The organism is Aeromonas sp. 601027 (genome assembly GCF_049174455.1).
In the GTDB taxonomy this organism is placed as follows: Bacteria; Pseudomonadota; Gammaproteobacteria; order Enterobacterales; family Aeromonadaceae; genus Aeromonas; species Aeromonas veronii_A.
The window spans coordinates 62,843-76,689 of record NZ_JAAKTN010000019.1; the positions used below are offsets into that span (position 1 = coordinate 62,843).

Below are 13,847 nucleotides of genomic sequence, written 5' to 3' on the forward strand. Positions count from 1 at the left end.
GGTTCCCTCTTTTCGTTCATGTCGCTGTTACAGCAAATGTGCCGATCAGGCGCGCTTCTCTTCGAGCCAGGCCCCCTGACTCTGCATCTCGAACAGCTGGGCATAGTGACCGCCGAGGGCCATCAGCTCGCTGTGGCTACCCCGCTCGCTCACCTGACCGCGGGAGAGCAGCAGGATCTCGTCCGCATCGACGATGGTCGAGAGGCGGTGGGCGATGGCGATGGTGGTGCGGCCACGACGGGCGGCAGAGATCGCCTGCGACAGCGCCAACTCGGTCTGGGAGTCCACGCTGGCCGTCGCTTCATCCAGAATGAGGATACGCGGATCCCCCACCAGCGCCCGGGCAAAGGAGAGCAGTTGCCGCTGGCCGGCGGAGAGGTTCTTGCCCCCCTCCTCCATCAGGGTGTTGATCCCCTGTGGCAGGCTGCGCACAAACTCGGCCAGCTGCACCTCGCTCAACGCCTGCCAGAGCCGCGCTTCGTCTATTCCGGCGCGGCCGAGACGCAGGTTCTCCGCCAGGGTGCCGACGAAGATAAAGGGATCTTGCTGCACCAGCCCGATGCTGCGGCGCACCGCCGCCAGCGACAGGGTATCCAGTGCGTGATCATCGAAGCGGATCTGCCCCTGATCCAGCGGATAGAAGCCCATCAACAAGCTGATAATGGTGGACTTGCCGCTGCCGGTATGGCCCACCAGCGCCAGCATCTGGCCCGGTTTTGCGGCAAAACTGACCTCCCGCAGCACCTGCTGCTCACCATCGTAGGAGAAGCTCACCCGCTCGAAACTGACCCGCCCTTCCAGCGGGATCATCTCGCCCTCGGTGCTTTCGCGGGTTTCATCGAGCAGGGCAAAGACCCGCTCCCCCGCCACCATCGCCTGCTGCAACTGGTTAAGCTGGTTGGTCATCTCGATGAGCGGCTCGATCATCCGGCCCAGATAGCTGATAAAGGCGTAGAGCACCCCTACCTGAATAGCTCCCGCGTAGCTCCCCCCCTCATGGGCAAACAGCGCCAACAGGCCAATCAGCACCATCATGTAGAAGAGATCGATGAGCGGACGCAGCAAAATGCCGTTGATCTTGAGGCTCTTGATCCGTGCCGACCAGTGTTGCTGGTTCACCTCGGCAAAGGCGTTGGCAAAGTGGCGCTCCTGCACCATCGCCTGAATAACCGGCATCCCCTGCAGCGACTCGTTGAGGCGGCTGTTGATGTCGGAGAGCAGACTGCGGGTCGCTCGCACCACTGGCACGCTCAGTTTCTGGTAGAGCCACATCACCCCGCCCACTGCGGGCAGCAACAGGGAGCAGACCAGCATCAGCCGCAGATCCAGCAGCGCCATGGAGATGAGGATGCCGCACAACAGCACCACTTTTTGCACCAGCAAGCCGATCACCTGCACATAGAGGTTCATGATCGCTTCGGTGTCGTTGGTGATGCGGGAAATCAGCGAGCCGGATCGATGCTTGTCAAAGTAGCGGGCCGGCAAGCGGATGGCGGTAGCAAATACCTGCTCGCGCAAAGTTTGCACCACCGCCTGAGCGATGCGATTGAAGCGCAGGGATTGCAAATAGAAACCCGCCGCCGAAAGCACCTGCAAACCCAGATAGCCCGCTGCAATCAAAGCAATGGTGGGCAGCACGATATTGCGTGGCGCCAGATAGTCATCGATAAAAAGCTTGATCAGCAGCGGCCCGGCCACTTCGGCGCCGGTGGCAAGCAGCAGGCAAATCCCCGCCTGGATCAGCCAGCGAGGATAGCGGGCGCAGTAGGCGAGCAGTCTTTTAATGGTCGGATTCACAGGCTCTCCTCCACCGCTTCTTCGAGTCGCTGATAACGCACCATATCTGCATACCAACCATTGTGCGCCATCAGGGCACCGTGATGACCCCGCTCGCTGACGGCCCCCTGCTCCAGCACCAGGATCTCGTCGGCCTGCTCCACCGCCGTCATGCGATGGCTGACCAGGATCAGGGTGCGACGATGGGCCTTGAGGGAATGCAGAATTTGCTGCTCGGTGTGGGCATCCACCGCCGAGAGCGCATCATCGAGCACCAGAATGGGTGCATCCAGCAGCAGGGCGCGGGCAATGGCCAGCCGCTGTTTCTGGCCGCCGGAGAGGGTCACCCCTTTCTCCCCGACCTCGGTCTCATAACCCTTGGGGAAACGCACGATATCATCGTGGACACAGGCAATGCGTGCCACCCGTTCGACCTCCTCGCGGCTCGCATCGGGTTTGCCGAGGGCAATATTGGCAGCGATGGTGGTGGAAAACAGGAATGGCTCCTGCGGTACATAGGCAAACTGGCTGCGCAGTGTGGCGAGCGGCAACTGGTCAATCGGAACGCCACCCATGACAATCGAACCGTGAGTCGGATTGGCAAGGCGCATCAACAGCTTGAGCAGGGAGCTCTTGCCTGCCCCGGTGCGCCCCACCACCCCGAGCATCCCCCCTCGCTTGAGGGTAACGTCGATATCCGCAAGCAGGGTGCGCTGCTCAAGTTGATAGCTCACCCCTTTGATCTGCAAAGGAAAGGCAGAGGTAAACGCGGCCGGCTGGGCGGGCTCTTCGATATCGCTGCGCTCCCCCAGCAGGCTTTCGATACGGGAGTAGGCGGCGCTGCCCCGCTCGATGATGTTGAACAGCCAGGCGATGGCAAACATCGGCCAGATCAGCTGGCCGAGGTACATGGTGAAACTGGTGAGCTCACCCAGGGTCAACTCATCGCGCAGCACCAGCACACTACCCCCCGCCACCGCGAGGAAGTAGGAGCAACCGATACAGAGATAGATGACCGGATCGAACTTGGCATCGATGCGGGCCACCGCCATATTGCGCTCCCCCGCCTGTTTGGTCAGCTCGGCAAAGCCTTCATCTTCCAGCGATTCAACCGCATAGGATTTCAACACCCGCACGCCGGAAAGGGCCTCCTGGGTCTTGTTGTTGAGCTTGGAGAAGGCCCCTTGCGCCGCCTTGAACTGAGTGTAGATCTGGGTGCCGAAGCGGTTCATGAAATAGGCCATCACCGGCAGCGGCAGCAAGGAGACCAGCGTCAACTGCCAAGAGTACTGGCTGCACATGATGGAGAGCACCAATACCCCGACCATGATGGAGTCCACCAGAGTCAGCACCCCTTCGCCAGCGGTCATCTCCACAGCCTGAATGTCATTGGTGGCATGGGCCATCAGATCGCCGGTACGGTGGCGCTGATAAAAATCTGGGCTCATCCGGGTGAAATGGCTGAACAGGCGATTGCGCAACACATAGGCCAGACGGTAAGAGGCACCAAACAGCATCACCCGCCAGACGTAGCGCAGCAGATAAATCAGCACACCCAGACCAAACAGCCCCGCCAGATAGCGCATCAGGGTACCATTGTCGAGACCGCCCCTGGTGATGCCATCCACCACCCAGCCCACCACTTTGGGTGGAATAACGGTCAACAGGGCTACCATCAGTAGCAGGGAGATGGCAGCCAGATAACGGGGCCACTGCTCCTTGAAAAACCAGCTCAATCGTAGAAATACGCTCACACCACCAACCTTTAGCGCTCTCTGCCCGTGACCGCTCCAAGGAGCGGCCATCAGAGAAGCCACGCAGAAATAGAACAATGAAAACAATCGCCTCCGGCTGGAGGCGATTCGAACGAAAGCTCATCATATCCCGAACCGGGATGGTTGAGAATAATTACTATTTAATTCACTGTGACATGCGATCATCCCCTGATGAATAGGGATTATACGAATTTTCATGCTGCTCACCGGTCAACAGGAAGTGTGACACCTCTTCCCGGGTCTGGCTGAACACCTGTTGCAACTGCTCCAGATCCGTCTCGCTCAGCACCTCGTTTTGCCGCAGGCGCCACTCCAGCTCGCTAGCCACCAATTGCAGACGGGCCGCCGAGATATTGGCAGACACCCCCTTGAGGGTGTGCAGCAGCTTGCTGGCCACCTCGGGCTGCTGACGGCGCAGGGCGGAGCGGATCTCCCACAGATCGTCCTTGTGCTCCGACATGAACAGCTTGAAAAGGATCTGCAACGCCTCCTTGTCCTGCTCCAGCCGCTTGAGGGCATCCTGCAGATCGAGGATCCCCATCATATCCGGCGGTTTCACCTCCATGATCCCCGCCTGCTCCACCCCTTGCGGCTTTACCCACTGCAGCAGGTTGTTGTAGAGATCCAGCTTGCTCACCGGCTTGGTGACATAGCCATTCATCCCCACCCCCAGACAACGTTCCTTGTCACCGGGCATTGCACTGGCGGTGAGGGCAATGATGGGCACATCGTGTTTGTCGACCATCTTGCGGATCTGGCGGGTGGCATCGAGTCCGTCCAGCACCGGCATCTGCAGGTCCATCAGGATCACGTCAAAAGGCTGCTCGGCGACCCGCTCCACCGCCTCCCGACCATTGCTGACCACACACACCACCGCATCGACGCGCCGCAGATACTCGATGATGAGCTGCTGATTGACCCGGTTATCTTCCGCCAACAGCACTCGGGTACCCTGCAACAGGGATTTGAAGTGTTGCTGATCCCCCTGTGCCTCTGCCTTGCGCAGGTTGAGCTCGTAGGAGCTCCCGTTGAGCAGTTCGTCCACCTTGGCCAGCAGGGCATTTTCGGTCATCGGTTTGGGCAGAAAATGGGTCAGCCCCATGCTGTCCATCCTGGCGTGCAGCCCCTCTCTGGCCCAGGCACTGATCATCAGGATGGGGATCCGCCGCCACTGGCTGTGCTGATACATCTCCAGCGCCAGATCGAGCCCATCCTCCTGACCCATGCGCCAGTCGAGGATCGCCAACCGCAGATTCGGTCCCTCTTCACGGAGCAGCTGACGGGCGCGGGAAAGGGAGTTAACCGGCAGCACTCGCACACCCGCCCGAGTCAGGATGTCCCGAGCCAGATCCAGCACCAGTTCGTTGTCATCCATCACCATCACCAGCGGCTGGTTTTCGAAGAAAACTTTCCGTCCAGCCACACCGTAGACCGCCTGCGCCATCGGGATATCGAACTTGAACAGAGAGCCGACGCCAGGCTTGCTCTCTACGGTGATCCGCCCCCCCATCAGCTCCACCAGCCGCTGGGAAATATTGAGCCCAAGACCCGAGCCGCCATATTTGCGGGTATTGCCCGCCTCCAGCTGGGTAAACGCCTGAAACAGTTGGGTCTGCTTCTCTTCGGCAATGCCGATGCCGGTATCGCGCACACTGAAGCGGATCCGCATTGGATGGGAGTTGGCCAGATCGATGGAGACTTCGACCTCACCACGTTCGGTGAATTTGATGGCATTGTTCACCAGATTGACCAGAACCTGCCCCAGCCGCAGAGGATCCCCACGCAAGAAGACAGGCACCTCCGGCGATTTGCGAATGATCACCTCCACATGTTTGCGCTCCGCCAGATCGGCAAACATGCCCGCCAGCGAGTCGAGCTGCTCGCTGAGATCGAAGTCGATCTCCTCCAACGTCAGCTTGCCGGACTCCACCTTGGTCAGATCGAGAATGTCGTTGATAAGCAGCAGCAAGGTATCTGATGAAGACTTTATCTTGCCCAGATAGTCCCGTTGTTGCTGATCCAGCTCTGTCTGCAGTGCCAGTGAGCTGAAACCGATGATGGCATTCATGGGGGTGCGGATCTCGTGGCTCATATTGGCCAGAAAATCGCTTTTGGCCTGTGCCAGCAAGGCCGTCTGACGGGACAACTCGCTCAACTTCTGATTACGACGCCATAGGGTATAGGCCACCAGCACAAAACTGATCAAGGCACCGCCAAGCACCATTAAATAGAAGCGGTTCAGCAATGATGAAGCCCGCTCCAGCTTATCCATCTTCCAGCGCACCAGGTTATCGCTCACCTGCATATCGATGAGACGATGGCGCAGGGTATGATAAGCCATCACCTGACGACTCAAATCCTTGCTCAGGTTAACCAAGGTGATCACCTCGGGTTGCGAGCCGTAATGGGAAGCAAGAGCACGCTGCAACAAGCTCAGCTGTTGCTGATACTGGTTATCGGCGCTGTGTTGCAAAAAATGGCTGAGTTGGGCCAACTCATTGAGATCACGATGCAAGAGGCTCTCTGCCGGCGTGATAGCGCGTACCTTCTCAAGCTGATGCTGAAAGGGTTGCACGATATATTCCACCGCCTTTTCCATGCTGTACAGTCTGGCCAGCTCCATCTGGTAGAGATCCAAATCCTGCAGCAACCTCTGTGAAAGAGGCGTTTGCTCAACCTCAGCATCACTACGAACCCTGTGAACAAAGCTATCGAGGATACCGGATAACTGGACGAGCCGTTGCTGAACATTGCTATCATTGGCACTCTCACGACCAAGCAGGTAAACACTGTCGGTGTTGATCCGGTTCAGCACTGCCTCCGCTGCCTGATTCAGGCTGTATGCACGCTGCTGTTGACTAAGCAGTTGCCAGCAAAGAACCGAGAAGCCGAGCAACAAGGCAGCAACAAGCAGCAGTACCACAGGGCTCTTCCGTGATCCTTTATTCATCCCGTTTTGACTCTCTACTTATAATGGCCGCTGAATTGTCCGGCTTGAGCAGAGCTCGGAGTGGAAGTGTCCATCCCAGCCGAGCGCTGTGTTAACGTTATTTCACTATTTTAACTCTGGCACTATTTTCATCACAGCCACCAGAACCGATCTTCAAGGAGACTATTATGTCATTTATCACTACTTATTGTAGCCACTGCTTTACAAGAAACCGCCTGCCCTCCACCCATGTAACCCACTCCGCCAAATGTGGGCACTGCAAGGCGTCCCTGTTCAGCCAAACCCCTTGCCTCGGGAAGGCGGATAACTTCGATACCCTGATCAACTCCGATATTCCGGTCGTTGTCGATTTTTGGGCCAGCTGGTGCGGCCCTTGCCAGCAGTTTGCTCCAGTATTTCATGATGTTGCCCATGAACTCGAACCACGGATGCGCTTTGTCAAAGTCGATACCGAGCAGCAGAGCACCATTGCCGCCCGTTACGCCATTCGCAGCATTCCCACCCTGATGGTCTTCAAACAGGGTAAAGTGGTGAACCAGATAAATGGATCCCTGCCCAAGAACATGTTCAAGCAGTGGCTGGAACAGTTCATGGATGTTTAACTTATGTTTCAGCAATGTTTGATTTATGTATTTATTTCCTCATTTTTATCAATGAGTGTGTGAGTAGAGACTGATTTTCAATATGTGAGCCTGTTTCAAACAAGTGAATGGATGTAATCTCGGCAACACAAAAACAACCATAAATTAACCGAGAGAACGATATGCACACATCGGCTGTACCCGCTACTCCATCTCGTTGGCTGGATATCAAGACCGGGATCGTGATCCTGGATCTGCTCCTGCTATGCATCATGCTCGCTTGGCTCCCTTTTGATCCTATGGTCAACAAGGGGCTGGGCATTCTGGTCTTTATAGCTATTCTCTGGCTGACCGAAGCGGTCAACATAACTATCACCGCGATCTCCATCCCGGTACTTGCCACCCTGCTCGGGGTGTTTGATATGAGCAAGTCGTTGACCGACTTCGCAAACCCGGTGTTGTTCCTCTTCTTTGGCGGTTTTGCCCTAGCGGCAGCGCTATCCAAACAGGGGCTAGACACCCAGATTGCCGGTAAGGTGATGCAGCTCGCCAAGGGACACCTCGGCTGGGCTGCCATCGTACTCTTCAGTATTACTGCGGCACTCTCCATGTGGATCAGCAATACCGCTACCGCCGCCATGATGATGCCGCTGGCCCTTGGCATGCTCAAAGGTCTCGACATTCACAAGGAGCGCCGCACACTGGTCTTCGTATTGCTTGGTGTTGCCTACAGCGCCAGTATTGGCGGCATCGGCACCCTGGTAGGCAGCCCGCCCAATGCCATTGCGGCCGCCCAGATGGGGCTGGGCTTCACTGACTGGCTGAAATTTGGCATTCCTGTTGTCCTCATCTTCATGCCAGTAGGCATCGGGCTGCTCTATCTGGTAACCCGCCCCAACCTCTCACATCAGGTCAGCACAGAGCGAGTGACCATAGAGTGGACCGGCCAACGCAAGGTGACCATGCTGATCTTTCTGACCACAGTGCTGTTGTGGATTGGCTCCCAGCCTATTGCCCAAGCGCTGGGAGGAATACCTCAATTTGATACACTGATCGCCATGGGAGCCATCATCGCCATCGCCGTCAGCCGGGTAGCTAGCTGGGATGACATCAACCAGAACACCGACTGGGGAGTACTGATGCTGTTTGGTGGCGGCTTGACCCTGAGCGCCATCCTTAAGCAGACCGGGGCCAACGCCTTCCTGGCGGAGCACCTATCCAACGGTCTGGCCACCATGCCGATCTTCGTCATCCTGCTCTGTCTTGCCACCTTCGTGGTGTTCCTGACCGAGCTGGTATCCAACACCGCTACCGCCGCTCTGCTGGTTCCACTGTTTGCCGGAGTCGCAGAGGCACTGGGAGTCTCTCCCATTGTCGTATCCGTGCTGATCGCTGTCGGTGCCTCCTGCGCCTTCATGCTGCCAGTGGCTACCCCGCCCAACGCCATTGTCTTCGCCAGCGGCCATATCCAGCAGCGTGAAATGATGCGGGCCGGCCTGGTGCTGAACCTGGTCTTCACCGTCATTTTGACCCTGCTTGCCTATTTTATGGGCGACATACTGCATTGATGGCTGGTGGCTCGCTCGCCGGGCTCCTCAATCAACACCAGATTCCAACAAAGCCCCGTATCATCGGGGCTTTCTCTTTTCCTGCACCCCAACGGCCATCTGTCACATCCCTGACCATCGTCAGCTTGTGCCATGCGACAGCAGCGAGAGTACACATGATGATGACTTCAGACTTATGAGCGATACGGGTGCCATGAGATGAGGTTTTCCCGAGAAAGGCTGGTAATAACGACATTAAAATAATATGTGATGCCCTGTGCATCTATCACAGATGATCAAGCTTTTTGCAAATGGTGTACAAATATTTACGAATCCAAGCAGCTATAAAAAAACCCCGCATAGCGGGGTTCTCATATTAAGAGGTGATCAACCGATGTTGCAGGGTTTCAGCTTCCAGATACGATCCACATAGTCCTGAATGGAGCGGTCGGAGTTGAACTTGCCCATGGTGGCCGAGTTGATGATGGCCTTCTTCGCCCACAGTGCCGGATCCCGATACCAGGTATCGATCAGCTTGTGTGCATCCGAGTAGGACTGGAAGTCCGCCAGGGTCAGGTAAGGGTCTCCCCCTTCCAACAAGGAGCGCTTGATGGAGGCAAGCTCACCCGGACGACCAGGCGTGAAGTAGTCGGTATCAAACCAGTCCAGCACGGCTTTGAGCTCGGAGTTGGCATAATAGAAGTCGTACGGGTTGTAACCGCGCGCCTTCAGCGACTTCACTTCGTCCACGTTCAGACCGAAGATGGCACAGTTTTCGGCACCCGCCTCTTCAGCGATCTCGATGTTGGCTCCATCCAGCGTCCCGATGGTGATTGCACCGTTGAGTGCCATCTTCATGTTGCCGGTACCGGATGCTTCATAACCTGCAGTAGAGATCTGTTCGGAGACATCTGCCGCCGGGATCAGCTTCTCGGCCAGACTCACGCGGTAGTTCGGCATGAACACCACTTTCAGCTTGCCCTGGATACGAGCATCGTTATTGACCCGATCCGCCAGCTTGTTGATGGCATAGATGATGTCTTTGGCCAGCTTGTAACCGGGCGCAGCTTTGGAGCCGAAGATAAACACGCGTGGGTGCATGTCATAGTCCGGGTTGGCCAGCAGGCGACGATAGAGCGCCATGATGTGAATGAGGTTCAGCTGCTGGCGCTTGTACTCGTGCAGACGCTTGATCTGAACGTCAAAGATCGCCTCGGCACTGACATCGATACCTGTTTCGTCTTTGATGACCTTGACCAGCTTCTCTTTGTTGTGACGCTTGATGGTCATGAACTGCTGCTGGAACGCCTTGTCGTCGGCAAACTTCACCACGCCACGCAGTTTGTCCAGTTGCAGCGGCCACTCCTTGCCCACCACTTCGTTGTAGAGACCCGCCAGCTCCGGGTTGCAGGCCAGCAGCCAGCGACGCGGGGTTACCCCGTTGGTCACGTTGCACATTTTTTCCGGCCACAGCTCGGCATACTCGGGGAAGAGATCTTCCTTCACCAGCTTGGAGTGGATCTCGGCCACACCGTTCACTTTGGACGAACCGATCACGCACAGGTTGCCCATGCGAACCTTGCGTACATCACCCTCTTCGATGATGGAGAGCTTGGCCTTGATGGCATCGTTGCCCGGCCACTTGGGCTCCACCAACTCGTTCAGGAAACGGGCGTTGATCTCGTAAATCACCTCCAGATGGCGAGGCAGTACTTTCTCGAACAGGCTGACCGACCACTTCTCCAGCGCTTCCGGCAGCAGAGTGTGGTTGGTATAAGAGAAGACCTGATAGCAGATAGCCCAAGCGGCATCCCAGTTCAGATCTTCCTCGTCAACCAGCACCCGCATCAGTTCCGGGATGGCGACAGTCGGGTGAGTATCGTTGAGCTGAATGGCAATTTGCGCGGCAAAGTTGCTGAAGTCACTGCCATGGACCCGCTTGTAGCGGCGCATGATGTCCTTGATGGAGCAAGCACAGAAGAAGTACTGCTGGATCAGACGCAGCTCTTTACCTGCATCGGTCTCATCGTTCGGATACAGCACCTTGGAGATGGTCTCGGCCTGGGCTTTCTCAGCCTGGGAGTCGATGTAACCACCGGCGTTGAACACGTCCCAGTCGAAAAACTCGGAGGCGCGGGATTCCCACAAACGCAGGATGTTGACGGTGTGACCGCCAAAACCGACCACCGGAATATCCCAAGGCACCCCTTTAATCTTGCGACCGGCGTGCCATACCTTCTTCAGGCCGCCATTGTCACCAAACACGGTCTCGACGTAGCCATAGAGCGGCACTTCTTGCACCGACTCGGGGCGGCAGATCTCCCAGGGGTTGCCATATTCACGCCAGGAATCCGGACGCTCGATCTGGCGGCCATCCTGGATTTCCTGACGGAACAGACCGTGTTCGTAGTGGATACCGTAACCAACCGCCGGATAGTTCAGAGTGGCCAGCGAGTCGATAAAGCAAGCAGCCAGACGACCCAGGCCGCCGTTGCCAAGTGCCATGTCAGGCTCTTGTTCGCACAGGTCGGTCAGTTCCAGACCGAGTTCGCCCAGCGCCTCTTCGCAAGTCTTGTAGAGGGAGAGGTTGTGCAGGTTGTTGGAGGTCAATCTTCCCATCAGGAATTCAGCAGAGAGGTAGTGAATCGCACGAGTATCTTTCTTGAAATGAGTCTGCTGAGTGCGGGTCAGGCGCTCGTACACCTGTTCATTGACGGCCGCCGCAGTGGCTTTCCACCACGCTTCGGGAGAGGCTTTCTGTTCGCTTGTTCCCAAGGTAGAACGCAGGTGACGCACGATACTCGCCTTGAGCTGATCTTTATCCAGTTGGAGATCCTGGTCTGTCTTCTTCTTGGTAGCCATAAACCATATTCCTTCGTTACAAATAAAATTGTTATCCCGCTTGCGGGACCGGCGCTGTTGTTATCTCAAAATATGTACCGGCGTGAGAATACTAACTAAAGCGGCAGAATTAAAAGTTAACGCAAGTCACACTTTAACCGATAAAAACAGCCTGAAAAGCTTGAAAACCCTTTCCTTAAATTGATCGCACAAAAACAAACATTCCCTTTATTATCATAAGCTTAATGAAAAAATAAAAATATTCTGGCATGAATAGGTTTTCAGAGATTGCCAAGCCTTGAAAATCCCTGAAAATAGGCAGCAAGACGGCACATTGAAACCGGTTTCAATGTGCCTGAAAAATTACCGTATAAATATGAAGCAATCATTGCACCCTTAAAGATGTGCCTTGAACTGATTGCTCAATGGATCGTAATGGTACCCAATCTGATCCAGACGTCCTGCCAACTGCTCTTCACTCATATCGTAATAGGCCAGCAGCTCCTCCAACCCGTCACACTCAAGCCTTAGCTTCTCATTGATGATGCCCAGCAAGATGTTGGCATCAAGACGTTGCAAGGTACTGATATCCATGGCGGCACCTCCTGTAAATGACCTGTATAACCATGGGCGGTTACGCAAGGTTTGTCCATAGTACGAAAAACACCCAACCAGCTTTATATTAAATAGTGTTTAAAAACATAACCTTACTAACGACACATGCCAACACCATCACATTTTTCAGCAAAAACACCTTGTCACTGCCACAGGATAGAAATACTGTATACGCATACAGCTTGGATATTCATACAGGAACCCCATATATGAACCAGCCCCTGCACTCACTGCCCTTTGCGATGAATCGTGTCATGAGCAAGCCCTGGCCAACCAGAACCGCCTGCAAAGCGGAGTTGGCTCATTATGGTGTGACTATCCAGTCCGATGATCAGTTTCTGAGCGAGCTGACCAAGCTTGGGGAGGCTCATACCGGCTGGATCTTGTTGATCGCCCCGCCGGGACGCCCCACAGTCAGCCGTCTGGAAGAGCGAGGTATCGATCCCAAGAGAGTGCTGGTGGTACATAGCCCCAAAATCAAGAACTGGCAGCAAACCCTGGAGCGCAGTCTGGGCAATGGTCACTGCGCCGCCGTATTTACCTGGCTACCCGAGCAGATCGAGCTGGATCACGTCAAGCTGCAGCGACTGGGACAGCAATCTGGCGTACTCACCCGCTTCTTTGGCGCGAAACGGACTAACCTCGGCACACCTCTGCTGGCTTATTCAGAGCAAGATATCTATCTCAATCATTAAGACAAAAAACGAACGCCTACGCAGGCTCTCCCGCGGGTCGCAGTGACAGAAGGGCGCAAACAATATGTGACCAGCGGCTTTATTTGAAAGACAAGCTTGCAACAGCCTGACGGTAGGCATCGGAGATCATTTGACCCTGCTTGCTGCAAGCAGACAAACATCAAAAGATGTAACGGATAAAGAAGCAGAAAATAAAACCTGAACTGGACAATCATGCAGCCCAAGTATTCAAACCTGCGGGACTTCCTGCCCACCAGCGAACCCGTTTGAGCAATATGATGAGGCTGAAAGTCATTGCATTCATTTGAGCTGATCACGACAATTTGCCCACCGGAGTGACCCTCTCCTTGAAATACCGGGTAACAAGGGGTATAACCACGCGTTTTATCAGGTGTAATAAGTGAGCGGTATGATGCAAGCCCCCTTTTGGCAGACCAAGAGTCTGCAGCAGATGACTGAATCCGAATGGGAATCCCTCTGCGATGGTTGCGGAAAATGCTGCCTCAACAAGCTGATCGATGAAGATACCGACGAACTGGTTTTCACCAATGTCGCCTGCAATTTGCTTAACACCAAGACCTGTCAGTGCTCTGATTACGCCAATCGTTTCAAAAAAGAGCCTGACTGTCTGCAGATCACCCATGACAAGATCACCGAATATGACTGGCTCCCCTCAACCTGCGCATATCGCCTGCTGTCTGAAGGTGACGCTCTTCCAGAATGGCATCCTCTGCTGACCGGCAGTCGTTCCGCGATGCATCAGGCTGGTCAATCCGTCCGTGGCAAAGTCATTCACGAGGATCAGGCGGGTGAATGGATCGATCACATCATCACCTGGGCCAGCTGACACGCTCAACCCGCTATTCTCCAGAGACAAGGGCTGCACAATGTGCAGCCCTTGTTGTTTCTGCAAGCAGGGTTTGTAGCTTCACACATATCTGGCTGGTAAACCAGACCACCTCCAAGCTGCGCATTGAGAGAGATAGAGGCAGAGGCAGAGGCAGAGGCAGAGGCAGAGGCAGAGGCAGAGGCAGAGGCAGAGGCAGAGGCAGAGGCAGAGGCAGAGG

Annotated in this window: 9 protein-coding genes; 4 read left to right on the top strand and 5 right to left on the bottom strand. The window is 55.5% G+C overall.

The features are described from left to right. Positions 1-45 precede the first annotated feature (45 nt). The 3 genes from G5193_RS20485 to G5193_RS20495 form a co-directional block, all read right to left on the bottom strand. Positions 46-1,797, bottom strand: coding sequence for an ABC transporter transmembrane domain-containing protein (locus tag G5193_RS20485; RefSeq protein WP_421207159.1), 1,752 nt, complete (start codon positions 1,795-1,797; stop codon positions 46-48). Further along, positions 1,794-3,530 carry an ABC transporter transmembrane domain-containing protein gene (locus G5193_RS20490; protein ID WP_421207161.1) on the bottom strand — a complete coding sequence of 579 codons (1,737 nt, stop codon included), beginning with the start codon at positions 3,528-3,530 and terminating at the stop codon, positions 1,794-1,796. Before G5193_RS20490 ends, G5193_RS20485 begins: the two co-directional genes overlap by 4 nt. Positions 3,531-3,696: 166 nt before the next feature. Then, positions 3,697-6,501: a response regulator gene (locus G5193_RS20495; RefSeq protein WP_421207163.1), complete on the bottom strand. Its 2,805-nt coding sequence runs from the start codon at positions 6,499-6,501 to the stop codon at positions 3,697-3,699. Between the two features lie 167 nt (positions 6,502-6,668). On the opposite strand from G5193_RS20495, the gene trxC reads away from it, so the two are divergent. Together trxC and G5193_RS20505 are read left to right on the top strand one after the other, a co-directional pair. Continuing rightward, positions 6,669-7,103, top strand: coding sequence for a thioredoxin TrxC (gene trxC / locus G5193_RS20500; RefSeq protein WP_216978913.1), 435 nt, complete (start codon positions 6,669-6,671; stop codon positions 7,101-7,103). A gap of 161 nt (positions 7,104-7,264) precedes the next feature. Further along, positions 7,265-8,650: an SLC13 family permease gene (locus tag G5193_RS20505; RefSeq protein WP_216978914.1), complete on the top strand. Its 1,386-nt coding sequence runs from the start codon at positions 7,265-7,267 to the stop codon at positions 8,648-8,650. A gap of 366 nt (positions 8,651-9,016) precedes the next feature. On the opposite strand, the gene G5193_RS20510 is transcribed toward G5193_RS20505, so the two are convergent. Both G5193_RS20510 and G5193_RS20515 read right to left on the bottom strand, forming a co-directional pair. Beyond that, entirely contained in the window at positions 9,017-11,491 is a 2,475-nt protein-coding gene (locus tag G5193_RS20510) for a glycogen/starch/alpha-glucan phosphorylase (protein WP_005333609.1), read from the bottom strand. Positions 11,492-11,866: 375 nt separating this feature from the next. Next, positions 11,867-12,064 carry a DUF4250 domain-containing protein gene (locus G5193_RS20515; RefSeq protein WP_005333612.1) on the bottom strand — a complete coding sequence of 66 codons (198 nt, stop codon included), beginning with the start codon at positions 12,062-12,064 and terminating at the stop codon, positions 11,867-11,869. Between the two features lie 230 nt (positions 12,065-12,294). Between G5193_RS20515 and G5193_RS20520 the strand changes: the two genes are divergently transcribed. Both G5193_RS20520 and G5193_RS20525 read left to right on the top strand, forming a co-directional pair. After that, complete coding sequence (locus G5193_RS20520) at positions 12,295-12,780, top strand: hypothetical protein (protein ID WP_064335890.1); 486 nt, start codon at positions 12,295-12,297, stop codon at positions 12,778-12,780. Between the two features lie 412 nt (positions 12,781-13,192). Continuing rightward, a complete protein-coding gene (locus tag G5193_RS20525; protein WP_005361134.1) occupies positions 13,193-13,627 on the top strand; it encodes a YcgN family cysteine cluster protein in 435 nt (144 codons plus the stop codon). Positions 13,628-13,847 lie beyond the last annotated feature (220 nt).

Bases quoted from the DNA above. Each gene is read 5' to 3' on its own strand.
- G5193_RS20495 (WP_421207163.1), bottom strand. From the start codon at position 6,501: ATGAATAAAGGATCACGGAAGAGCCCTGTGGTACTGCTGCTTGTTGCT.
- trxC (WP_216978913.1), top strand. From the start codon at position 6,669: ATGTCATTTATCACTACTTATTGTAGCCACTGCTTTACAAGAAACCGC.
- G5193_RS20505 (WP_216978914.1), top strand. From the start codon at position 7,265: ATGCACACATCGGCTGTACCCGCTACTCCATCTCGTTGGCTGGATATC.
- G5193_RS20510 (WP_005333609.1), bottom strand. From the start codon at position 11,491: ATGGCTACCAAGAAGAAGACAGACCAGGATCTCCAACTGGATAAAGAT.
- G5193_RS20515 (WP_005333612.1), bottom strand. From the start codon at position 12,064: ATGGATATCAGTACCTTGCAACGTCTTGATGCCAACATCTTGCTGGGC.
- G5193_RS20520 (WP_064335890.1), top strand. From the start codon at position 12,295: ATGAACCAGCCCCTGCACTCACTGCCCTTTGCGATGAATCGTGTCATG.
- G5193_RS20525 (WP_005361134.1), top strand. From the start codon at position 13,193: ATGCAAGCCCCCTTTTGGCAGACCAAGAGTCTGCAGCAGATGACTGAA.